Below are 25,304 nucleotides of genomic sequence, written 5' to 3'. Positions count from 1 at the left end.
ATCAAACTTTTAGTTTTGAGTGACTTTTTTATAATAAAATAATTCCTTTTTCTTTTAATTCTAGACGGTATTCTTCAGGTCAGTAGCTAGCTTGTACTTCACCAATATGCATTTTTTCTAATAAAAACATACTTACTCTACTTTGACCAATCCCACCACCAATTGTTAAAGGTAAGGTATTTTCAATTATACTTTGATGGTAAGGAGAAAGGCTTTTTACTTCTTCTAAAGTTTTATTGCTTTGACTAACAATTGAATCTTGGTTCACTCTAATACCCATTGAAGAAAGTTCAATTGCTTTGTTGTGTACTTTTGAATAAACTAATAAATCACCATTTAAATTTCAATCATCGTAGTCAAAAGCACGTAATGAATGAATTAAACCTGATTTGAGCTTATGTCCAATTTGATAAATAAATACAGATCCTTTATCTCTTACAATCGCATCTTCTCTTTCACTTAATGAAAGCGAAGGATATAAATCTTCTAATTCTTGGGCAGTAATAAAGAATAAATCTTTTGATAAATTATTTTCTAAACTTGGAAATTCTTTAACTAATAATTCTTTAGTTTGATATAAAACTGAGTAAATCTTCTTTACAGTATTTTGTAAAAATGCAATATTACGATCTTCTTTGTTAATAATTACTTCTCAATCTCATTGGTCAACGTAATATGAATGTGTAAAGTCTAAATCTTCTTCTTTTCTTACTGCATTCATGTCAGTATAAATTCCTTCACGAGGCAAGTAATTATATTGTTTTAGAGCATGACGCTTTCATTTGGCAAGCGAATGAACAATTTCTAAATGAACTTCTGGTTGGTTTTTAGGCGAAAATCCTACTGCTGCCTCACCATTTAAACCATCGTTTAATCCAGTTTCTTTTAATAAGAATAAAGGAGCAGTTGCTCTAGTCAAGTTTAGATTTTCTTGTAATAATGTTTGGAAATATTTCTTTAAGCTTTGAATTGCTTTTTGTGTTTCCTTTATGTTTAATTTACTTTTATACATATTACTATTTTATATGATAAATAATAAATTAAAAACTATTTTTATAAAATACGTTATGCAATATGCATAACGTATTAATATTTACTATTTTAAAGTTTTATTAACAGTTTGTAAGAAATCTTGGTTTGATGTATCATCTAACGTTTGGAATATTTTAATTAATTCTTTAAATTGTGAACGTGATAATTCAGGTTTTACAACTTTTAATATGAGTTTTAAATCACCAGTACGATATTTGTTTTGAACACCCTTTCCGCTAATTTTAACTACTTGACCTGATTCATATGATTTTTTCAGTGTAATAGTTACTTCTCCATATGGTGTAGGAACTTTAACATTGTTTTCAAGCATAATATCAATAAACGATACAGGGAATTCTAAAAATAAGTCATTGCCACGTCTTTCAAAATATTTATGATTGTCTACTTTAATATAAATATATAAATCCCCGGCAGGTCCACCATTAACTCCAGGCTCTCCGTACCCTTGGAGTTTTAATGATGTTCCATCTTCAGTTCCTGGAGCAATTGGAATCTTAACACTTTTATTATTTTTTGTATATTTATGTCCTTTGCAATTACTACATTTTTTAGAAATGATCTTTCCATTTCCTTGACAATTAGAACAAACAACTTGTTCACTCATAACACCAAAAATAGTGCGCGCTTGACGAACTGTATGCCCTTGTCCTTTGCAAGTTTGACAGGTTGTAATATCACTTTGTGATTCAGCTCCTGAACCATTACAATGTAAACAAAGCTCATATTTTGGGAATGTTTCTTTAAGTTCAATTCCCATTAAGCTGTCCATAAATGATATACGTTTAATAATTTTAATATCTGAGCCTCTTGCTGCATAGCTAGCGTTTCTTCGTGTGCCACCAGTAAAGCTACTAAAGAAATCACCAAAGATGTCTCCAAAACCAGCGAAACTTGAAGCATTAAAGTCTTGAGCTCCTGCACCGTTATAACCATTAACTGCTTCATGTCCATATTTATCATATAAATTACGTTTTTCACTATTTGAAAGAACTTCGTATGCTTCATTTAATTCTTGCATTTTTTTATCACTAGTTCCATCCTTTAGCTTGTCAGGGTGATATTTTTTAGCAAGAGAACGATATGCTGTTTTTATTTCTTGATCTGTTGCATTTTTATTAAGTCCTAAAACTTCATAATAATCTCTTTTATTGTTCATGATATCTATTTTAGCACAAAACATATTTTATTGCTAATAAAAAATAAAAAAGAATATTAAGAAAATATTCGGAATATTCAGAATATTTGAATTTGCAAAATGACTCTAGTTACAACTAAAATCAATCCCAAAAATTAGGCATTTTAACTTCTTGGGTTTTTCCCTCATAAGTCACTTTTATAATAGCTTTAGTAGGATCAAATAAACTGCTAAATTCAACATAAAATCCTAATTTATTTCCATTTAGTAACTTTAAACCATTTTTAACATAAGCACTGAATTTAACTTTGTTTGTTCAACCATTAACAGGAACTAACATACCGCCTTTTATAGTATACTTCATAGCTGTTTTAGGTGTGTCAGGGTGAGATAATTCAATTGTTAGTTCTTTGCCCTCTAAATTCGAGTTTAAAGGATTGTTTAATGAAACATATTTATTTCATGTTCCTCTTTTTCAAATTTCATTTTGTTGTCATTTAGTTAATTGAACTTCACCAACTTTTCTATTTTTACCAGCTACTTCAAAATATGAACCATTTCTGTATCCATTAAATGACATAACAATTCTAGTTTTAGATGGATCTCATCTAGTTCCTAAACGTAATTGAAATGTTATATATCCTAATTCATCATCGACTTTATATGTATTTGGAACAATACTAAGATCTGCCTTATTAGAACCTAAGTTTTTAATAAGTTCAGCTTTACTACTATCAACAACATATGATACGTTACCAGTGCTTTGTCCATCTTGTTGAATTGTCATATTTAAGTACATTTTCATATTACCATTTTTTGAAAATTTGTGATTATTAGGAATTACCACTTGGTAAATTGGAACTAACCAGAGTTGATTATCATATGGATATATTTCAGTATATTCATTGGTTGCATAAATGTTCAAATATGGTTTTCCAGTGGCTGGATTAATATTAACCATATGTGAAGTATTTCTATTATTTACTTTTTTCTCATCTAATGGAATAAAAGCAAAATCTTTAACTTTTGATCCAAAAGGATTTTTGATTTCTGGTCTGTAAGTTTCTACACTAGCAGCCAATTTTAATAATTCTTCATGGCTCAATTTTTCTAATGATGTTTGTCTTACAGAGCTTCTACTTTGCCCCACAACTGAACGGCTTTTTGGTTTGAGGGTAATTTGTCTACCACCAAGGCCAATTTCAAATTTAAAGTTTGATGCTGTTCAAGCATATTCTGCTGCAAATTTAACATCCACCGAATATGTCTTTGTAGCTTCATTAAATTTGCCATTTTGAAGTTTAGCACCACTTGCTTTAAAACTAATTGTAATTTCTTCTACTTTATTTGTGTATCCTAAATACATTACATTATCTCCACCACTAACATTTGGATGTTCTAATGTAAAACTAATAAAAGAATACATTGATTTAAGATCTTTTATTTCATTATCTTTTAACTCAAAACTAACATTCACTACATGATATTTTTTACCATTTTCAGTAATAGTTCTTTCAAAATATGCACTATCATTAGTTTGATTTGTATTAGCACTTAGTCCCATAACTGGGAGTGCTATTAATGAGGTAGATAATAAAGTAAAAAATTTTTTTAAACTTTTTTTCATAATTTTATCTCCTTTTGGTAAAGTTAATTTGAAGCTTTACCAGTGTAATTATACTATAATATCCAATCAAAATTTCTTAGCTTCTAGTTTGTTAAATATAAAATATTTTTTATATTTTTATATTTTTAAAAAAAATAAAAAAACAGCGGCTTCCTATTTTCACCTTTAGGCTATCGTCGGCGTAAAGAGGCTTAACTACTGAGTTCGGAATGGATTCAGGTGATCCCTCTTGCTTTAACCACTGATAAAAGTATAACACAAAAAAATAAAAGTCAAAATATTTTTTATTTTTTTGCCATGTGTGTCCAATAACAACTATTTTAGTACCAATATAAATCCCTTTAAAACTGAACTAATTTTATTAAAAAAATGGTATAAATTATTTATGAAAATAATAGATGACTTAGAAAAGCACAAAAACTTGACAAAATACGAATTAAAAAAAACAGCAATCTTTAAAATTGATTGCTAAAAATATTGAAAAATCTTTATCTTATCTTAGTTTAATTACAAACCTTAGTGTGTCAACTGTAAAAAGATATAAAAAAGCTATAAAAAGTAATCAAGAAATTGTTATCTCTCATAAAAATAAAAATCAACAAAGAAACTGTAAAGTTAGTGATTCAGAAATTGAATTAGAGTTTAAAAAATATTTAAAAACATGTAAATTTACTTTAAACAGCGCTTTAACAAATAACTAACTTACCTTTAAAACTTATTATTATTCTGAATATGGTTCTGATATAAGGGAAAAAATTTCTTACAAAACTTTAAAAAAGATAATATTTTAAGCTTAAAATAGTGTCTTAACAAAAGAACACGGTTTTAAATAATAATTTTGTGCATATATGGCATTTTATAAAAAAGAATAATTTAGGATTTTCCAGTCCATAATGGTTATTTTAATTTAAAAATTAACTTAACTAAATTTAAATAAATTTCATACATAATTGGATAAAATACTCAACTGAAAATTCTTTATTAAGCTTAAAGAAATTAAAATTTGTATCATTTTAATATGATGGTAAAATCTCATAACGAGAAAGACATAAAATAGGTAAAGGGTCAGGACCACAAAGTAAAAAAGTTTCCTATTCTAGTTTAATTTCAGAATTTACTAAAGAACTTATATTGTATTACAAGGAAATCGTTTGTCAAAACTTAATTAATAGAAGCGTAAATGATATAAGTGAAATTTAAAATTTTATTAATTTCAAGAATAATAGTACTAAAAGTTAAAATATAAACCTAAAAGCCTTTACAATTTAATTAAACATGCAGATATTATCATCACAGTTTAATAATAAATATAGGAAGATATGCTTACCGCAGACTTGCTAAATACATAACTGAAGTTTACAATATTCATATAAATTCTAGTAAATTATATTAAGAAGTTAAACCAATACACTTTTCAACTCGGCAATAAAAGGCAGTGTGACTAAAAATACAACTATTAAGTATAATGATTTAGTTAAACGAAGCTATAATTAAACTGTACAAACAATTTATGCACAGATATTACTTATATTCTAAACCAAAAGATTTTGTAACTTATGATATTTTGCATCATAAGTACTCAAAACTTGTTTTAGAGAATGTGTAAAAACAAAAAACATTATTATAGAAACAATACACATAAAATCTAAGTCTGCAATAGTGGTTTTTAGTGTTATTATATACATAATAATAAAAGGATAATTAATTACATTGATAGTTATGAAGAACATAATTATACTTGAGAATATCCTCCTAGTTATATAGCGCTGATCCTTATGAAATATTGAACATTTTATTTTTAGGTTTAACATAAACAGTTTGACCTTATTCCAAAGACAAACTAAAAACTAAATATTAGAAAAAATACCTGATAGATAACTCAGGTATTTTTGATTAGAAATTATTTGTTATTACAATTAATTATTGTGTTTTGAAAACTCTTGATATTTATTAATTTTTTTGTGTTTATTTTTTGGTAACGTAATACACATAGTGAATTCACCTTTAATTGAATCTAAGGAACTAAAGTAGTCAATTAAGTTAGAGGGATTATCAATAAGTCAAGTTTCATGAATCTTAGTTAATTCTTTAGCTAAAGATATTTTTATTGAATCATTAAATACACTAAAGAGATCTTGCAATGTGTTTAATAACTTATGTGGTGAAACAAAATAAACATAAGTATGATTAAATTCTTTTATTATTGTTTTAAACTCTTTTATTCTTCGCGAAGTTTTATCTTTAACAAACCCTAGAAATGTAAAATTATTACTAAAACCTGAACCAACAAAAGCTAAAGTTAGTGCACTAACTCCAGGGATAAATTCAAGTGGAACATTTTCTTGTCTTGCTAATTTAATAATGCTAAAGCCAGGATCAGAAACAGCGGGCATACCAGCATCAGAAACAACAGCAATATTTCTTCCTTTTTGAACTAGATCAATTATTTTTTTAGCAACTTTTAATTCTGTAAAAGCATTATTAATAATAAGTTTCTTATTAGTTATTTCGAATTTATCAAGTAATTTTTGGGTAACTCTAGTATCTTCACAAGCTATGATATCAACAAATTTTAAGGTATCTAAAGCTCTAAGAGTTATATCATTTAAATTACCTATAGGAGTTCCTACAATGTAGATTTTAGCCATAAATTTCTCCTAATTTAATCAGTAACACTTGTTTTTGAATCTTAAAATTAGCATTAGTTTTTAAAGATTCAAAAAAACTATTAACATCTTTAACTCAACTTCCTATATTTGGATAAGTATTCCAAAATTCTTTTGATAAATCATTTATAGCAGAAATATATTTATTTTTTACAGTTGTAATATTAATACCTACAACTATACTTTTTAAAATATTTAAAATAAATTTATTTTGAGCTTTATTTTCTTTGTTTAAATCATTATTTAATTCTAAATATAAATAACAAAATTTTAATGGTTTTTTGAGGGTATTTTTTAATATTTTTAAATATTTATCAAATAAATCTTGGTATGTTGCATTTTGATATTCCTCAAACAAAACTTTGTCGTAGTTTGCAAAAAGTTTTGCTATTATTGAAAACGAAGAGTTTGATTGATCCGAATTTTCTTTTATTTCTTGTAATTTTAAAAGTTGAGCTCTAGATAAAATAGTTGGAAGTAATTGTTTGTAATTTTTGGAAAAAATAAAAATTACAACATTCTCTGAAGGTTCCTCGATTTCTTTTAAGATTGTATTTAATGATTCTTTTTGAGTATTTTGCAAATCTTCAATAACAGCAAGTTTGTGCTTGTATTTTTGTTCTAAGGAGTCTAGGTTAACTTTGGAAAAGAAATTTTCCAAAGTTTCCTTTTTTATTTTTTCTCCACTTCCATCTAAGTAATAAACATTGGAAAATAAGTTATTTAAGTCTAATTTTGTTGAAATTATTTCTGGAAGGCTAAGGCCATTTAATGTATAAATTAAACTCAAGATTTCTTTTTTTACATTAAAAATTCTTTTTGTATCAAAAAGGTATAAATGTGCTAATTTGTTATTATGACTAAGTTTTGCTATTTTGCTATAGATATTTTCCATTAGTTTTTAGTTACAAATTCTAAAAATTCAGGAATTGATAAAAGTTTACTAATAATCTCATCGCAAATTTTACTTGGAGATTGTAAAGCATCTATAATAACAAAACGCTTTGGATCTTCTTTAATTAAATGTTTATAACCTTGATAAACTTTGTGGTGGAATTCAAGATTTTCATTTTCTAATCTGTCATTGAATAATCTTGAATTATCTCTACGTTTTTTAGCATCTTCAGGTGTAATATCTAAGAAAATAGTTAGATCAGGAATAGCTCCATCGATAATTAAATTAGTTAAATCTTTGACGAATTTATACCCAAGGCTTCTGGCATAACCTTGGTAAGCATAAAAGCTATCAATATAACGATCGCATAACACGAATTTACCATCTGCTAAAGCAGGTCAAATGACTTTTTCTAAGTGGATTCTACGACTAGTTGAATAAAGCATAGCTTCAGCAATTGGCGATAGATCGCTAGATTTATCTAAGATTATTTCCCTTATTTTTTCAGCTTCAACTAGGTCTTTTCCACCTGGTTCTCTAGTTTCAATAATTTCTTTGTGTGGGAAACGTTCTTTTAATTTTTTGGCAAATTCTTTAACAATTGTAGTTTTACCGCTGCCATCTAATCCTTCAAATGTTATAAACATAATAATCTCCTTTACTTAGGTGTTATTTTACGATTTTCTAACGATAATTTTAAGGTAATTTCATCAATATAATCAACAGAAGAACCTACCGGTAATCCTACAGCTAATTCTGTTAAATTTAAGTTTAATTTTTCTAAAAACTTTCTTAAAACATGCTTAGTTATTTCTCCATCCATATTTGGAGAAATACCAAAAATAACTTCGTCAAAAGTTCTCGCATAAGTAATTAATTCATTAATTAAATTCATTTCTTTGTTAATAATTGTTTCAGATAAAAGTTTTTTACGAAAGACAAAATATTTACCTTTATAAAACTTTGCTTTTTCTATTTTTTGCATAATTTGCAAAGATTCAACAATTAATAATTTATTTTCTCTTGTTTGGTCATTACAAACAGAACATTCATGATTTGCAAACAACGGTGCCGTACACATTTGGCAAAAAAGAATGTCATCTTTTAAAGACTTAAATGAATTAGCTAATAAATTTACTTCTTGCTCAGAAGATTCTAAGATTCAATAAATAATCTTCTCAGCAGTTTTCTTAGTTATACCTGGTAATTTGGTGAGTCTAAGAATTGTTTCATTAATTTTCTCTGAATTAAACATGTTTTAAAATGGCAATCCACCAGGTATTGCTGGTGTCATTTCATCTTGTTCTTTTTTTATTTTATCAATTAATTCATTGAATGCAACAACAAGAAGGTCTTGTAATAAATCTTTGTCATCAGGATCTATTAGGATCTCATCGAGTTCAATGCTTTTGATTTCATTATTTCCTAAAGCTATAATTTTAATTCCTTGTTTTTCAACAACGAATTCCTTAGCAGCTAGTTCTGCTTGTTTATTTTCTAATTCTTTTTGTAAGTTTTTAAATTTCTTTAATAATTCTGGGTTCATAACATTTCCTTTTAAATAAGATTAATTTTTAGGTGTAAAGTAAATTTCTGGCTGAGGTTCTTTAATGTAATCATTAAGTTTATTAGCAGCTTGCAATGCTTTAATTTTAGCAATAAGTTCTTGCTTTTCTTTGTTAGTCAAGAAATAAAGTTTTTTAAAACCACTTTCAAAAATATCATCAATATAATACTGCATATTACTATCTTTGCTTTTTGAGCGAAGTTTGTCCAAATAATTTGCTTCTTCTTGAACAACCATTACAATTGCATGTTCAGTTGCGATTCATATTTTAGCATTTTTTAAAAGTGTTTTTTCTTCATAGTATTGTTTATTTATAGTACTAGAAATTATCTCTGCATCTTGCTTAAGTTTGTTATACTTTTGAGTGTAATCAATGTTTTTAAATTGTTTTTCACGTGAAGAATAAACACAAACACTGATAATATCATCATAGATTTTTTCATCATATACTAATAAAGATGATGTATCAATACTTTTTTGATTTGACTGATTATTTAAATAAAAAAATTCATTGATAAGTTGCTGTGACTCAATTGGCAGATTTGAATTTGTAGTTTCTTGCTTAGATAGCTTATTAATACTTGCTGGAATAAATCTATCATTAAGAAAACTATCTTCACTTGCGGAAGCAAAAAAATCATTAAATTGTGGTTTTGGAGGCTCTGCTATTTGATCTTGTTTAAGTTTTTGCGTTGGAACTGAAGTGATACTTTGTTGTTTTGAAGTTTCAAGATTTTTAACAACAGAGCTAGTTTCTTTTATATTTTCACCAAATGGTACTTGGGGACTAAGTTTATCAACTAATGAAATTAATTCTATTTGCAATAATTCATAGGGGTTTTCATGTTGTTGTATATTAAATAAAATTTTATAAAAATGATCATATAAAACTACAGCATTTTTTGAATTTAAATTAATGCTTAAAATTTGTGACTTTGTAGTTCAATTTAAAAAACTTTCTTCTTTTGTTTTGTAATATAATAATCATTCTTTACTAATGTTCATTAATGCTCTAATTAAATGATTAGCATCTGAGCCATTATTATTAAATTCATTAAGCAAACTAATTAACATATTTAAATCAAGGTTAATAATTGTATTAAGTAGCTTAATATAATTATCAATTGAAGCTAACCCAAAATTAGATTCTAGTGATTTTTGGCTAATATGATTATCATTAAATGAACTAGCTTGGTCAGCTATTGATAAAGCATCTCTCATACCACCAGTAGCTAATAAAGCAATCATTTTTAAAGAGTTCTCTTCATAAGTTATTTTTTCGTTGTCCAAGACTTCTTTCAGATGAGTTATAATGTTTGAATCAGTCATTCTCTTGAAATTATATCTTTGGACCCTTGAAAGAATTGTTAAGGGTATTTTTTGTTGGTCAGTAGTAGCTAAAATAAAGATGCTGTGATGTGGTGGCTCTTCGAGAGTCTTTAATAAAGCATTAAAAGCAAATTTAGTTAACATATGCACCTCATCAATAATATAGATTTTATATTTTGAATTAATTGGAGCTTGTTCAATTTTATCTTTTAATAACCTAATTTCATCAACTCCATTATTTGAAGCTGCATCCATTTCAATGATATCTAAACTTTTATCATTATTAACTAGACATACATCACAAGCTTTGGCTGGATTACCACTATGAATGCAGTTTAAAACTGAAGCAAAAATTTTAGCCAGCGAAGTTTTACCTGTTCCCTTAGGTCCACAAAATAAATAAGCATGACCGACTTTACCAGTTATCAATAAATTCTTCAAACTTTGAACAACGTATTCTTGTCCAACTACTTGTTCAAATGTTTTTGGACGATATTTACGATATAGTGTTTTGTAATTATCCATAGACTAAAAACCCCCTTTATTTTTCAAAAAGTACATTAATAATTATAAATAAAACTAAGCATATAAAACTGCATTTTTTTATTTTTTTTATAATGAAAAAAGAATAAAAAAAGCACAATATTGTGCAAATATTACAACAAATTAAGCAGTAGCTTCTTGTGCTCTTTGTTGTCTTCTTACGTCTCTTGCATGTTCTTTAGCTAATTTTGCTCTTCTTTTTTCAAGACGTAATTTATTTTTTAATCTAACTTCTTTACGCATGTGTATTCCTTTTATAAAATATGTATAAATTTAATTTTATAATAATTTTTTAAAAATTAAAATATTTTTAAAAAATTTATTCCACTCCGTTTTTATTTTTGAAATTTAATTTAATTGGGCAACCATCAAAATTAAAGGTTTGCCTTAATTGATTTTCTAGAAATCTTTGATATGAAAAATGAAGGTATTTCTTATTATTAACAAAAAAAGTAAAAGTTGGTATTTTAGCTAATTCTTTTCTTGCGTAATAAATATTTAAACGACCACCGTTAAATGGCTGAGCTGGCTGAATGCTTTGAGTTTCTAAGATTAACGATGATAATAATGAAGGTTTGATATCTCTTTCTAGATTTTCTTTTACTTCATTGATTTTATCACCTAATTTATTAATTCTTTGGTTAAATTTAGCTGAGATAAAGATTATTGGTACTCAAGGTATGAAGTGAAACTTAGCACGTAGTTGTTTTTCAAATTGGGCCATAGTGTTAGTTTCTTTTTGTATTAAATCTCATTTGTTAACGACAACAATAATTGGTTTGTCATGATCCAGAGCATAGCCAATGATTCTGGAGTCAAAATGAGAGATTTTAGATTGAGTTGCATCAATCACTATTAAAGATAAATCTGATTCAACTAAGGAATTCATAGCTCTAAGTAATGCGTAATGATCTACACTTTCAATTAGCTTTGACTTTTTAGTAATTCCTGCTGTATCAATGATTTTATAATCTATCCCATTAATATTAACGATTGATTTAACGCTATCTCTAGTGGTTCCAGGGATATCTGAAACAATAGATCTATTTTCTTTAGATAAATTGTTGAGAAGCGAACTTTTACCAGCATTGGGCTTACCAATAATTGATAAGCTAAAGAGCTGATTTTGTTCTTTATCACTAAAATCTAAATATTTCATACATGCATCTAAAACATTACCAACACCTTCACCATGTAAGGCAGAAATAGGGAAGATTTCATCAACACCTAAAGCGTATCATCCATAATCAAAATCTTGATTTGATTCAAGTTTATTAGCAACAGCAATAATGGGTTTATTGCTTTTGCGTAAAATATTTATGATAAACATTTCATCATTAGATATCTCGTTTTTACCATCAAAAACAAAGATAATAACATCTGCTTCTTCAATAGCGATTTTAGCTTGAATTTGGATTTGTTCTTGAAAAGGTTTATTTTCAATTTCAATTCCACCTGTATCAATTAATTTAATTTGCTGACCTGATCAAGTAATTGTTTCATATAAACGATCCCTAGTTACACCAGGTTGATCGTATACAATTGATATTTTTTTTCCTATAATTCGATTAAATAAGGTGCTTTTACCAACATTTGGTTTTCCGATAATTGCTACTGTATTTTTCATTAATTACCCTTTTTACTATTAACAATTGTTAATATTTCTGCAATTAATTCTTCAAGTGATAAATTAGAACAATCAATAAAGATTGAATCCTCTGTTTTATGTAATGGATCAATTTCGCGATTCATATCTTGCTCATCACGTTTTTTAATTTCTAATAACACTTCATTGAAATTAACATTATATCCTAATTCTTTATTTTGAGCTAGGCGTCTTCTAGCTCTTTCTTCAGGTGATGCCCAAAGAAAGATTTTAACTTCTGCATGAGGCATAATTTTAAAAGTTGTGTCTCTGCCATCGATAATATAACCTTTGCAATGATTTGTGATCTTTTGAATTTGGTTAACAACAAAATTGCGCACCTGGGGAATTTTAGCCACGTTTGGTGTTACTTGGGAAATATAATCAGCTCGTAGCTTTAATGATACTTCTTGCCCATAAAGTTCAATTTTATCATTATCTAAAAGTTTAATCATCCCATCCTCTAAAGTGGTAATGACATTAGCTGAATCACGAGTATCAATTCCCTTGTCAATAGCATTTTTAGCAATAGCCCTGTAGATACTTCCGCTATTTATAAAGGTATAATTTAGAATTTTAGCAAGTTCTTTTGCTACAGTGGATTTTCCTACACCACTTGGTCCATCAATTGCTATATTTACTTTCATAAAATCTCCTATATATTGTAACATTAAAAACTATAAGTTTTTGATGTTTATTTAAAATAAATTTATAAAAAAATAAAAAGTCGTGAACTTGACTTTTTAAAAAGTGATGCCTAGTAAATGTTTAGCTAAATCATCTAAGGTTATTTTTTCTTTAATTGACTTATTAATTACTTTTACAGCGGTGATTAAATAAACCATAACTATGTTCTTAATATTATTGTCTTGATCAAAAGTTGGTAATTTATTAGGTTGACATAAAACAAAAGAAATTGTTTTTTTAATAATTCTTTTGTACATTAGTTTTTTATTAAAATTAGCAAAAAACTCACTTACTGAAATATATTTATCAAAAACAACATTGTGTCCAATTGAACCTCTTTTACCCGTTCTTAAAATATAGTAACTTTTCTCGGCTTCTTCAAAGTTTATTGTTACTATTTTAGCAAATTCTAATAATTCTTTATTAGTAATTTCTTGATGAACTTTGATTTGTGTTAAATAATAAATTGTCATTAAAGCTGGGAAAATTGCTGAAATGAGAAATAAAAAAGATAGAATTGATTCTTTACTTCTAATTATATTATATTTTGTATCATCAACATTTATTCTTATTCCCTCTTTGTTAGTTGCAAATTCACCAACAATAATTACTTCTACTTGAACTAAAATTAAAACAATTAATGAAAAAATAATAAAAGCAATAAAGAATATCAGAAAATTTAGCATAGTTTTTTTATTAGTTTTAAAAACACTTTCGTTAAAGCTTCATAATCTAAATTTAGCAACAATTTGGGTTGCAAACAAAGCTAAAGCTACAACAAAAAAAATAATAATTGCTGTAAAAACATTATCATTAATATACATAATAACTCCTACTATTTAATATTATAACAAAACAAAGTTATATAATAATATATATTTTAAATTAAAGACATATAATATATAACTATAATTGCAAAGGAGTTAAATGAGCCAAAAGAATAATAAAATCATAGTTACTGGGGCTAAAGAAAATAACTTAAAAAATATTTCTTTAGAAATTCCTAAAAATAAATTAGTAGTTTTTACCGGTCTTAGCGGTAGTGGAAAAAGTTCATTAGCTTTTAACACAATTTACGAAGAAGGAAAAAGACGTTACGTTGACTCGCTTAGTTCGTATTCAAGAACTTTTTTAGGAGGAACAAAAAAACCTAATGTTGAAAAAATTGAAGGTTTAAATCCTTCAATTTCAATTGAACAAAAAACTGTACATAATAATCCTAGGTCTACTGTTGGAACAGTTACTGAAATTTATGATTATTTTAGATTATTATATGCGAGAATTGGTAAAGCATTTTGCCCTACTCATAATTTAGAAATTACCTCACAAACAACCAAAGATATTTTAAATTCAATTTATAAATTTCCCGAAGGTACAAAATTAATTATTTATGCACCATTAGTAGAAAATGAAAAAGGAACACATGTTAATTTACTTGAAAAACTTAAAAATGAAGGATATTTAAGAGTAAAAGTAAATGGTGAAATTTTAAGTTTAAAAGATAAAATTATTTTAGATAAAAATTATAAACATACAATTTATTTAGTGATCCATAGAGTTAGTGTTAAAGAAGATAACTATAATCAAATCTCCGAAGCTATTAACATAGCTACTGAAAAAAGTGGTGGGTTAGTTAAAATTGAAAATGTTGATACTAAAGAACTTCTAACTTTTTCAAAACTGCATGCTTGCATCTATAAAGATTTTTCAATTCCTAAAATTGATACAAGACTTTTTTCATTCAATGCTCCTTTTGGGATGTGTGAGAATTGTAAAGGTTTAGGATTTGAAACTAAAGCGTCATTTGATGCTTTAGTTCCTGAAACTTGAAAAACAATTGAAAATGGAGCATTTAAATATTTTGAAAATATGATTAATACCCCAAATTTAGAATGACAAGAATTTAAAGCCTTATTACATCATTATGAGATTCCTCTTAGTGTTCCTGTTGATGAAATTCCGCAAGGTAAATTAAAATATTTATTATATGGATCAGATGTAGAAATCGAATACACTTTAATTTCTGCTTCAAATACTAAATCGCGTAAAAAACAACACATTGAAGGTATCTTAACTAAGATTGAAAGATTATATTTTCAAACTTCTTCTGAGATGCGCCGGGATTACTTGAAGAAATATATGAGTTCATTTACTTGTCACGTTTGCCAAGGAGCAAGGTTAAACAAAGCAGCTTTAAGTATTAAAATTGATAATAAAAACATTTACGAAATGACTAAATTATCAATTTCTGATGCACTTTTAACTTTTGAAAAATTAATTGAAAATCTTGATGATTATACTAAAACTGTTTCAAATATTATTACCACTGAAATAATTAATCGTTTAACTTTTTTAAACAACGTTGGTTTAGACTATTTAACCTTACACCGAAGCGCGGAAACTTTATCAGGTGGTGAAGCTCAAAGAATTCGTTTAGCTACGCAAATTGGTGCTAATTTAAGTGGAGTTTTATATGTGCTTGATGAACCTTCAATTGGTCTTCATCAAAGGGACAATTTAAAATTAATTGAAACAATGAAGCAAATGGTTGATTTAGGTAATACTTTAATAGTTGTTGAACATGATGAAGATACAATTTATGCTGCTGATCATATAGTTGATATTGGTCCTGGAGCTGGCGAAAATGGTGGTCAAGTTATTGCCCAAGGATCTTTAGAAGACATTGTTAAAGCACCAGACTCAATTACAGGTAAATATTTATCTGGCGAATGGGAAATAAAAATTCCTGCTTCTAGACGTTCAGGTAATGGTAAAACTATTACAATTAAAGGGGCTAAAGAAAATAATTTAAAAAATATTGATGTTACTATTCCATTAGGAAAACTAGTGGGAGTAACTGGAGTTTCAGGAAGCGGTAAAAGTACTTTAATTAACGATATTTTAGTTAATGGGTATCAACAAATGCAAGGAATTGCCGAAGGATTGCACCATAAAAAAGCAGATTTTAAAAACATTGATGGATTAATTAATGTTGATAAACTTGTACAAGTAAATCAAAGTCCAATTGGAAGAACTCCAAGAAGTAACCCAGCAACATATACTGGTGTTTTTGATGATATTAGAGATATTTTTGCTAATGTTGAAGAATCAAGAATTAGAGGTTATACTAAAAGTAGGTTTAGTTTTAATACACCAGGAGGAAGGTGTGAGAAATGTTCTGGGGATGGGTTTTTGATTATAGAGATGCATTTTTTACCTAATGTTTATATACCTTGTGATCAATGTGATAGTAAAAGATATGACAGGGAAACTTTAGAAATTAAATACCAAGATAAAAATATTAGTGATGTTTTACAAATGAGCGTGGATGAAGCAATAATATTTTTTGATTCAAAAGTAAAAATAATTGAAAAACTACTTTTTTTACAAAATGTTGGTTTAGGGTATATAAAACTCGGACAAATGTCTACTACCTTATCTGGTGGCGAAGCTCAAAGAGTAAAATTAGCAACATATTTACAACGTAAACCAACAGGTAAAAGTATTTATGTTTTAGATGAACCAACAACAGGTTTACACACACATGATATAAAGAAATTAATTGAAATACTCAATAGAATTGTAGATAATGGTGATACTGTAATAGTTATTGAACATAATTTAGATGTCATAAAATCATGCGATCATTTGATAGATTTAGGACCAGGCGGAGGGATTCATGGTGGAAAAATAGTTGCTTCTGGAACCCCTGAGCAAGTTGCTAAAAATAGCAATAGTTTCACCGGACAATTTTTAGAAAAAATACTTTTTAAAAAGTAATTTAAACTTAAATAAATTGTTTATAATAATTACATTAAGCGACAAGAAGGTTAAATGAACAAGAAAAAGAAAGTAAGTGTTGCTGAGCTTATTAAATTTTTTGGCTGAAATTTATTGAATAGTTCTGATTCACAAGTTAATTATAATTATATATACCAACCCGCTATTAAGCGTGTTGGTCTTGAATTAGCTGAATTTTTAGCTTATGATAGAATTAAAAACAATGTGATATCTTGAGGAACTAGTGAATCACTTTGATTTCAAAAAATTGGTAAAAGTGCAGCAATTAGAGCAATTGAACATGTTTTTAAACTACAACCCCCTTTAGTTATTTTATCAAGAGGAGTTGCTAAACCTGCTTTAAATTGAATTATAGCTTGTGCTGATAAATATGGAGTACCACTATGCCAAGCTAAAATGAGCTCTTCACTTTTAACAACTAATGTTGGCTCATATTTAAATAACCATTTTTTAGATGAAACACAAGTTCATGCTTGTTTAGTTCTAATTGGTGGAACAGGTGTTTTAATAGTTGGTCAAAGCGGAGTTGGAAAATCAGAGGCAGTTTTAGAATTAATCCAAAGAGGTCATGTCTTTATTAGTGATGATTCAGTTTTAATTGGTGATGGTGGTAATATATTTGTTGGCCGCTCTCCTATGATAACTGAACATATGCTAGAAGTACGTGGAATTGGAATGATTAATGTTAAACATATATATGGAGTAAAATCAGTAGCTAAATCATCAGTAATTGATTTAGTTGTTGAATTAGTCAAAACAGATAAACAATATGAATTTGATCGCTTAGGTTTAGACTTCTTGAAATACCCAATTTTTGGGAGATATATACACAAAATCCAAATCCCAATTAAAGAAGGAGGTTCAGTTGCTTCTTTAATTGAAACAGCCGTAGGATTTTATTTATCAAAACGAGATGGTTTAAATGTTATAAAAGAAATTGAAAAACGGAGGTTAACAGAAAATGAATAATTTAAATGGTCCAAGTTATGTTCCAGATGTCGCCTTTAGAGAAGGAACACCAAGTATTTTAATATCAGTTGGATCTTTTCAATTTTATACATATTCATTAATGATTATGCTAGGTTATTTAACTGCCATCTTTACGATTTTTTACTTCTGAAGAAGAGAAAAAATGCAAATGGAAGTTTTATATGGCTTAATCTTAATTACAATTCCGATGGGAATTATTGGTTCTCGTTTAGGGTTTGTTTTTGAGGAACTAATTTATAGCCCCGAACCTTTTAAAGGTTCGGCCTGGTATGCCATATGAGACGGAGGGTTAAGTATCCAAGGAGGAGTTTTCTTTACAATTATTGCCGATATGACTTATGCTTATACTAAGCGGCATGTTGTTGATATTCGTAAGGCAACTTCAATTATTATTCCAACAATTTTAGTTGGACAATTTGTTGGAAGGTTTGGAAACTACGGTAACCACGAAGTTTATGGAAAGATTGATTGAACTGGAACTAGCTCACTAATTTTTGGCAAGAGTTTTGCTGATAATATGTATATTTCAGATAGCTACAGTGACTCATTAGGGTTGGCTGGGGCATATAGATATCCTTTATTTTTATATGAAGGTTTAGCTAACTTAGTAGGATATTTAATTATTGTTTGAATTTTCAATTTACTTTGAACATTTAAACCTGGTGCGACAGCTGGACTTTATTTATTATGATATGGAGTAGTGCGTCTTGCTTTAGAACCACTAAGACAAGAATCATATTTATTTTACTCAATTATAGCTTTATTATTCGCACTATCAGGGGCATTTATCTTTGTATATTTTGCCTTCTGATCACGTGTAAAGTACACAAAAACAGTTAAATATAAAATATTTAACCATTATGAATATCAAAATTCAGAATATTACTATGCATATGTTAAAATTAGTTCATTTAGTAATATTTTTAAGAAAACATTAACTTATATAGTATTTAAGTAGGTAAGACATGGAAAAACAAACTATTTATGATTTAGTAATCATTGGCGCAGGACCTGCAGGTCTTAATGCCGCTTTATATGCTTCAAGAGCAAATTTAAAAGTTATTTTTGTTGAAAAAGGCGCTCCTGGTGGAAAACTTTCACAAACTAACAAAGTGGAAAATTGAATTGGAACAGAAATTATTGATGGTTGACAATTAGCTACAAACTTTTTAGATCATGCAACTAGTTTTGGTGCTGTTTATAAATATGGTGAAGTCGTTAATATCATCAACAATGGTGATTTTGACAAAGAAGTTAGATTAGCTGATGGTTCATCAGTCTATGGTAAAACAATTTTAATTTCAACTGGAATGAAAAATAGAGAACCAAGCTTTATTAATGGTTACCAAGATTTCTTACACAGAGGAATTAGTTTTTGCGCAATTTGCGATGGCCCATTATTTAAAGATGCTCCAACCCTTGTTTTAGGAGGTGGTAATTCAGCAGTTGAAGAAGGAACATACCTTACAAAAATTGCATCCCACGTATATTTTGTAATTCGTGAAAAAGAATTTACAGCCGAAAAAAAACTTGTTGAAGATTTACACAAAGCTTCAAATATTACCATTTTTAGAGAGTCACAAATTACATCACTAACAGGAACCAATTCACTAGAAAAAGCTGTAATTAAAAGTTTGGTTGATGGCAGAGAACAAACTATTGAAATTGCTTCATTTTTCCCTTATATTGGAATGGAAGCAACAACCGAATTTGCTAAGAATTTAGATATTTTAGATGAAAGAGGTTTTATCTTAACAGACGAAAATATGCAAACTAAAGTTAAAGGAATCTTTGCAGCTGGTGACATTCGCCAAAAAGAAATTCGTCAAATTGTTACAGCGGCAAGTGATGGAGCTATTGCAGCTAAGAAAATTTCTGACTTATTAAATTCACTTTAAGAAGCAAAAAATATGGATTTTAAAATTCCATATTTTTTATTCTTTAACTAATGTTGGGATTATAAAAAAAAAAAAACTTGAAGAACACAATTAGTAGTCTTAAAAATTTTAGTTTTGCGAAGTATATAAATATAATTTATATTATAATTAAATCATACTTATTGATTATATATTTATAATGAAGGGAAAATTATGCTCAAACGTAAACAAAAACTATACTTAATTATTGGATCTAGTGGAATTGTGGCAAGCGGAGTTACAACAACTCTTATTTCACAAACACAATCGCAAAGTGAACCATTTAAATTTAAAATTGATACTGATGCTAAGCCTAATTTTCAAGCTGAGCAAGTAGATCAATCTAAATCACAAATTAGTGCAAGCGACTATAACTTGCCTAAAGTTCAAAACCCGCCAGTTGTTGAACCACCTATTGTAAAAGATCCAGAAACAACAGTCTTTAATCCAATTATCCAAAATCCAGATAAAGAAAAAAAGGAAGAAGATAAAGAATTACCACCTGCAACTAGTGATCCAATCAAAGATCAAGAAACTAAAATTACAAATGAACCGGCTCCAACACCAGTTCCTAATCCTGAGCCTGAAAAAAAGGCTATTAAAATCAAAATTGAGAATATTCAATTTGAAGCTGATGTTGCAACAATTCCAAAACGTCAATATGAACAATCTGATGTAGAAAAAGGAATTACAAACCGTATTCCATATTATGCTGAAATTACTCATGATGTTTTAAATGTGAAAAATGCTTTAACTGAAGAAAACATTGGTAAAACTATTACTGCAGCTCAAAATAAAGCAACTAAGATTGCTGCGGGTATTTCACCATTTGTAGCTTCTCTTAGCGATGATAGAGATATTGAAGCTAAACAAGCGCAAATAAAAAATGATGGAACTGTTTCAGAGCATTTTGGTAATATATGATTTAGATACCACAGGCTTCTTACTTCTAAAGAGAATGTTAAAAAGTACCTGCTTGATTCTGTAACTGATGAACAATTAGATAAATGATGAAATATGAAAGAAACTTTAACATGACCTAGAAGTATTGGAACTGAAACTAGAGAGCTAGGTAAAATGTTAATTCTAATGCATATTGATCCGAAAAAAATTACTAAGATTTCGCAAACTGAAAAAGATAGTTTAGAAAAAGGTTTTATTATTCCAGAATATGGTGGTGATATTAGTGTTAATGAAGCAGGTGAATGAACTTCATCAACTCATGAACCTGTCGTTAACACAGTAACTGCTGAATATAAACGTAACAACCAAGTTTACCGTGTAATGGGTAATAACGATTCATATTGAAGAAACTCAGAAGATATCTTAAAAGGTAAATATGCTAACTGAAATGATAGAGATGTTACTGCACAGTACAGAAGTGAAGGATTAGATATTCCTAATAGTGGAATTAAGATTACTGAATATACTAGACTTGCTAAAGTAGAAAACGCACTAGTAGATCGTGAAAAAACAGTTGTAGTTACAATTGATGTTGTGCAACCTGGTGCATACCAAAAAGCTGAAAAACTAATTAAAGACTTGCAAGCTAAAGGAAAAGATATTACTGGATATCGTTTAATGAATATTGGTAAATCTGGTGCTGATCAAAATATGGATAAAATATTCGCCGCTTTACCAAATAAATTACCGTTACTTGAATTATTCTTTGAGTCTAAAAATACTACAGCGCTTAAATATCTTAAAAACAAAGAAATTGATGAACTATCATTGCTTTCAAATAACAGGTTAAATGTTAATTCGGATGATTGATCAATTAACCCATGAGCTTTAAATAAAGTTGCTTGAGTTAATATGGCCGATTACAATACAACGTTTTCAACAGACCCAAATCAACCTCCATTTTATGCTCGTATTACCTTTGATAACTTAGCATTTGATGCTGAAGATTATACTATTCCTGGAGATTTTACCATTATTAACAATGGTCTTAGAATGGCTTATTGAACAAGAAATAATGAAAGAATTTTCCAAGGGGCTTGAGGTCCAGGACTAAAACCAGATCGTAGTAGTGATGGCAATTCATACCCAATGGGTGTTGATTTCTCAAGGATTCCAGCAATTAAAACATTAAGAGGTTTAGAATTTAATGATGTTAGTGGTAAACAATCATCCAAAAGAATGTTAAATAAAATTAAATTATTTAATGATAGTAATATTTGAACAGTAACAACTACTGACATGAACGAAGCTCAATTTGATGATATTATTGTCAAAAATAATCAATATCCAAAATCAAAAATTACCTTTAGCAACGGAAGAAGCACCCAAAGCATCCGCATTAATGCAACCCAAAGTGTGCAAAACTTAAATTCTAATGGACTAAGACATTTAGCTGCTTTAATTGAATATTCAGATGGAACTTTTAATAGAAATACCCAAATTTTAGTTACTGATGGTGCAGTTGCACTATACAATACACTTAAAAATGCTGGATATAACGTAAGATACGCTAGCACAGAAGACGAATACGAAATCGTCTAAAATAAGGAGACTATACAAATGAAAAAAAGAATTTTATTAAACTTATCTATTAGTGGACTTTTAGTTCCTTTTATAGCAGTAAGTTGTACCTCACAACAAAAACCAATTTCTAATGATCCAGTTGAAGCTTACAAACAAACTCATGCTGATGTTTTAAATAAAACTGAAACTACTGTAAAAGTTACTGATGAACAAAAAGTTACATCAGCTTTAACTGCTTATGAAGGTTTAGCTGCAGATGTTAAAACTTCTTTAACAAGCCAAAAAACTTTACTTGATTTACTTAACAAAAAAATTAGTCAATTAAAACAACAAAACTCAGAAGGTCAAAACAATCAGGATCCTAAACTTCCTCCGTTAAGTGCTGCTGAAATTTCAGCGCTTATTAGTACAGATGATTTATCAAGTTTAGGTACTTTATACTTTATAATAGAGCAAGAAGCTTCTAATGGCCTTAGAATACCACAAAGAGTAAGTGATTTTTCACGAATTTCAATGTCACAGGCATTAAATTCTAATTCAGGGTTTGAGGCAAAAGATCCAAGAATTGGAGCTAGGTTATTAAATGTTAGATTATCTGAAGATAAATCTCACTTAGTTGCATACGTGCAATTTGGTAATGATCAAACTAAGCAGTTTAAATTAACTGGGTTTGCTAGTGAAAATGGTTATGGTGGACAAAGATTAGAAACTGATGATGAGAAAAGTGCTCGTTTAAATCGTGAAACTAATTACGCAGTTAATAAATCAAACTCTGAAAAATATGATTATGATTTAGAAAATATTAAACGATCATTAGAAAGCAATGCTTTAGCAAGAACTTTTTCAACAACTGAAGAAGCAAAAGCTGCTTATAATAAAATAGCTAAAGAATTAAATATGCCTGATTATGATACTGCTTCTAAATTTGGTTTTATAATTCCAAAATATGATGCTAATGGACAAGTAGTAGGTTTAGATGTGCCTACTAGGGGTCCAAGAAGCGTAGTCCACTGATATGACCATTATAAAACTTCTGCACCAAGTCCGCAAAGAAATACTGGACTTGCTCGCAAATTAATTAATGATAATTATGCCGAAGCTGCATTACAATCATATTTATTAACTTTTCGAGCTCCTATTTTTACCAATGATGAATCAGTACAAATTGCACTTGAGAATGCATTAGGAGAGGTAGAGTTTGACATTTATGGTATGGTTAATTTATTAGATGACCAAAATGCTAAAAATGAAATTAAAGCTCGTTTAGATGCTGATAAGGCAAATAATAGCGATGGTAAAAATACACCAGCAGTTGTTAATGCAGTTTTTAATGATATTATTAATAGATTACAAATTACAGCAGGTAGCCAATCAGCAATAGAAGAAATGTGAGAGAAAAAATATACTCCATTTATTAAAGAACATTGAAAAAAACTTTATGATGCTGCAGAAAAAAAAGGCATATTCTCTCAAGATATTTTAAATCGTCTTAAAAACGACATTAACGAAAGAACGGTTAGAGACTATGAGACCTTTGTTAACTATAAGCAAAGATCAAAAGCTAAAGTTGGTAATGCTGGTACAGCTTGAATTTTAGACTATGAAAAGAAGGAAGGTGAAGAATACCCAACTAAATGATATTTTGCAACTAATTACCACGTTATTAATGGTTGAAACGAAAATACAGTTGATACTATTAGAATGGATATTTTAAAGCGCACAAACGAAAAACATATTTTTAATGCAATTAAAGTGTTATCTATTGAAGAAAAATTCAACAAAATTAACGTTAATAAATCAGCCTTTAAACGTATCTTTGATGCCCGTGATGTTTTAACCACTAGCCCATATGAAATTTCTAAAGACCAAAGCGTTAAAGACAAAGAAGAATTTATTGACTTTGCAGTCTTTGAAATTGATTTTAGTAAGTTTACTACAAATGATTTAGATGGTAAAACCCCACAAGAGTTTGCTAAATACTTTACTAATAATTATGCTAACTTAGAAGAGAAATTAAAACTAAAAATACCAACATATGATTATGTAAATAATTTTGATAAAATCAACCAACCTTTATTAGCTAAACCTGGATCACCAGAAGCAACAAAACAATATGATAATTTATATGTTGTTTCATATCCTAAAGCTCGTCAACAAGGTTTTGAAGACTTTTATTTAAATGAACATACTGATGCAGACCAAAAAGCTGTTTTAGCATCTACTCATACTATGTGAACTAATGCTTCATCAACTTGATATGATGTAACCCAATATAATAAAAATGATGAAAAAACTTTAAAACAACTTCAAAAAGGTGGCACACTTTCACATATGCTTAACCTAAGACAATTTAAAGATAAACCAGGAGTATATGATAATTTCCTTGTTGCGCCTAGATCATCAGGTGATAAATTTTTAGAATCAAGTGATGATAAAAAAGAATACGTTAACAGTGGTATTGGAATGTTACTTAAAAACTTTGAAGTTGGTGGTGGTGCCAGTGGTTCTGCAATTAGAAACCAAAATAATGAAATTATGGGTATTTTAACTACTGTTTTCCAACATTCAACTACTTCAGCTGGAGTAGCACTTCGTTCAAATGGTTATGATTATAAAGGTTTATTTGGTACATATAATTTACCTCAATATGATTTAATTCACGGTGGAGGAAAAGACCAAAAAGTTGGCAATTCATACCGTGAGAAATTAAAGACTATGTATGGAGAAAACTTTAAGACAAATTTAATGCCTAATTCAGTAAAAGATGTTCCTGAAACTTATAAATTTAAACAAGGTTCTTAATATTAACAAAAATATCCGCATGCGGATATTTTTGTTTATTTAATTTTTTCATAGTTTTTGTAAATAATTATTTGGAGTTTTTAACTTTTAGGTCTATTTTTTAGGCATAAAAAAATTTTTTTGTGATACACTAGGATCAGTTGTTATGGTATAATAAATCC

19 protein-coding genes and 1 rRNA gene are annotated in these 25,304 nt (G+C 28.2%); 7 read left to right on the top strand and 13 right to left on the bottom strand.

The window, feature by feature from the left end:
• Nucleotides 1-28: 28 nt before the first annotated feature.
• The 4 genes from asnA to rrf all read right to left on the bottom strand — a co-directional run bounded on the left by asnA (nucleotide 29) and on the right by rrf (nucleotide 4,061).
• The gene (asnA, locus tag EXC44_RS02030; RefSeq protein ID WP_129621510.1) at nucleotides 29-1,012 is read right to left on the bottom strand and encodes an aspartate--ammonia ligase; all 984 of its coding nucleotides are present in this window, start codon (nucleotides 1,010-1,012) and stop codon (nucleotides 29-31) included.
• Between the two features lie 84 nt (nucleotides 1,013-1,096).
• Complete coding sequence (dnaJ, locus tag EXC44_RS02025; protein ID WP_129621508.1) at nucleotides 1,097-2,209, bottom strand: molecular chaperone DnaJ; 1,113 nt, start codon at nucleotides 2,207-2,209, stop codon at nucleotides 1,097-1,099.
• 115 nt (nucleotides 2,210-2,324) lie between these two features.
• Entirely contained in the window at nucleotides 2,325-3,815 is a 1,491-nt protein-coding gene (locus EXC44_RS02020) for a hypothetical protein (protein WP_129621506.1), read from the bottom strand.
• 140 nt (nucleotides 3,816-3,955) lie between these two features.
• Nucleotides 3,956-4,061 (bottom strand): 5S ribosomal RNA (gene rrf, locus EXC44_RS02015).
• Between the two features lie 215 nt (nucleotides 4,062-4,276).
• On the opposite strand from rrf, the gene EXC44_RS02010 reads away from it, so the two are divergent.
• A complete protein-coding gene (locus EXC44_RS02010) occupies nucleotides 4,277-4,516 on the top strand; it encodes a hypothetical protein (protein WP_129621504.1) in 240 nt (79 codons plus the stop codon).
• Between the two features lie 1,215 nt (nucleotides 4,517-5,731).
• Here the strand turns inward: EXC44_RS02010 and rsmI are convergent.
• The 9 genes from rsmI to EXC44_RS01965 form a co-directional block, all read right to left on the bottom strand.
• Entirely contained in the window at nucleotides 5,732-6,463 is a 732-nt protein-coding gene (gene rsmI / locus EXC44_RS02005) for a 16S rRNA (cytidine(1402)-2'-O)-methyltransferase (protein WP_129621502.1), read from the bottom strand.
• A complete protein-coding gene (locus EXC44_RS02000; protein WP_129621500.1) occupies nucleotides 6,456-7,376 on the bottom strand; it encodes a DNA polymerase III subunit delta in 921 nt (306 codons plus the stop codon). Before EXC44_RS02000 ends, rsmI begins: the two co-directional genes overlap by 8 nt.
• Complete coding sequence (tmk, locus tag EXC44_RS01995) at nucleotides 7,376-8,023, bottom strand: dTMP kinase (protein ID WP_129621498.1); 648 nt, start codon at nucleotides 8,021-8,023, stop codon at nucleotides 7,376-7,378. Before tmk ends, EXC44_RS02000 begins: the two co-directional genes overlap by 1 nt.
• Nucleotides 8,024-8,034: 11 nt before the next feature.
• Complete coding sequence (locus tag EXC44_RS01990) at nucleotides 8,035-8,631, bottom strand: recombination protein RecR (RefSeq protein ID WP_129621496.1); 597 nt, start codon at nucleotides 8,629-8,631, stop codon at nucleotides 8,035-8,037.
• Between the two features lie 3 nt (nucleotides 8,632-8,634).
• Nucleotides 8,635-8,922, bottom strand: coding sequence for a YbaB/EbfC family nucleoid-associated protein (locus tag EXC44_RS01985; protein WP_129621494.1), 288 nt, complete (start codon nucleotides 8,920-8,922; stop codon nucleotides 8,635-8,637).
• Nucleotides 8,923-8,943: 21 nt separating this feature from the next.
• Complete coding sequence (dnaX, locus tag EXC44_RS01980; RefSeq protein ID WP_129621492.1) at nucleotides 8,944-10,797, bottom strand: DNA polymerase III subunit gamma/tau; 1,854 nt, start codon at nucleotides 10,795-10,797, stop codon at nucleotides 8,944-8,946.
• Between the two features lie 337 nt (nucleotides 10,798-11,134).
• A complete protein-coding gene (gene der / locus EXC44_RS01975) occupies nucleotides 11,135-12,442 on the bottom strand; it encodes a ribosome biogenesis GTPase Der (protein WP_120160555.1) in 1,308 nt (435 codons plus the stop codon).
• Nucleotides 12,442-13,107, bottom strand: a complete 666-nt coding sequence (cmk, locus tag EXC44_RS01970; protein ID WP_129621490.1) for a (d)CMP kinase — start codon at nucleotides 13,105-13,107, stop codon at nucleotides 12,442-12,444. The genes der and cmk overlap by 1 nt, the downstream gene beginning before the upstream one ends.
• A gap of 96 nt (nucleotides 13,108-13,203) precedes the next feature.
• On the bottom strand, nucleotides 13,204-13,971 hold the full coding sequence (locus EXC44_RS01965) for a hypothetical protein (protein WP_129621488.1): 768 nt from the start codon (nucleotides 13,969-13,971) through the stop codon (nucleotides 13,204-13,206).
• Nucleotides 13,972-14,074: 103 nt separating this feature from the next.
• Between EXC44_RS01965 and uvrA the strand changes: the two genes are divergently transcribed.
• From uvrA to mip, 6 genes are all read left to right on the top strand, one after another.
• A complete protein-coding gene (gene uvrA / locus EXC44_RS01960) occupies nucleotides 14,075-16,927 on the top strand; it encodes an excinuclease ABC subunit UvrA (RefSeq protein ID WP_129621486.1) in 2,853 nt (950 codons plus the stop codon).
• A 54-nt stretch (nucleotides 16,928-16,981) separates the two neighbouring features.
• A complete protein-coding gene (gene hprK, locus EXC44_RS01955; protein WP_129621484.1) occupies nucleotides 16,982-17,917 on the top strand; it encodes an HPr(Ser) kinase/phosphatase in 936 nt (311 codons plus the stop codon).
• Complete coding sequence (lgt, locus tag EXC44_RS01950; protein WP_120160547.1) at nucleotides 17,910-18,896, top strand: prolipoprotein diacylglyceryl transferase; 987 nt, start codon at nucleotides 17,910-17,912, stop codon at nucleotides 18,894-18,896. The genes hprK and lgt overlap by 8 nt, the downstream gene beginning before the upstream one ends.
• Nucleotides 18,897-18,903: 7 nt before the next feature.
• Nucleotides 18,904-19,836 (top strand): NAD(P)/FAD-dependent oxidoreductase, encoded by a 933-nt coding sequence (locus EXC44_RS01945; RefSeq protein WP_129621482.1) that lies wholly within the window; start codon nucleotides 18,904-18,906, stop codon nucleotides 19,834-19,836.
• A gap of 192 nt (nucleotides 19,837-20,028) precedes the next feature.
• Nucleotides 20,029-22,359 carry a putative immunoglobulin-blocking virulence protein gene (locus EXC44_RS01940; RefSeq protein WP_129621480.1) on the top strand — a complete coding sequence of 777 codons (2,331 nt, stop codon included), beginning with the start codon at nucleotides 20,029-20,031 and terminating at the stop codon, nucleotides 22,357-22,359.
• Between the two features lie 18 nt (nucleotides 22,360-22,377).
• Nucleotides 22,378-25,143, top strand: a complete 2,766-nt coding sequence (gene mip / locus EXC44_RS01935; protein ID WP_129621478.1) for an Ig-specific serine endopeptidase MIP — start codon at nucleotides 22,378-22,380, stop codon at nucleotides 25,141-25,143.
• Nucleotides 25,144-25,304: the final 161 nt, after the last annotated feature.

The organism is Mycoplasmopsis bovirhinis, assembly GCF_900660515.1.
Classification (GTDB): Bacteria; Bacillota_I; Bacilli_A; order Mycoplasmatales; family Metamycoplasmataceae; genus Mycoplasmopsis; species Mycoplasmopsis bovirhinis.
The sequence above is the reverse complement of the archived record's forward strand: the minus strand, read 5'-3'. Positions and strand labels throughout refer to the sequence as shown.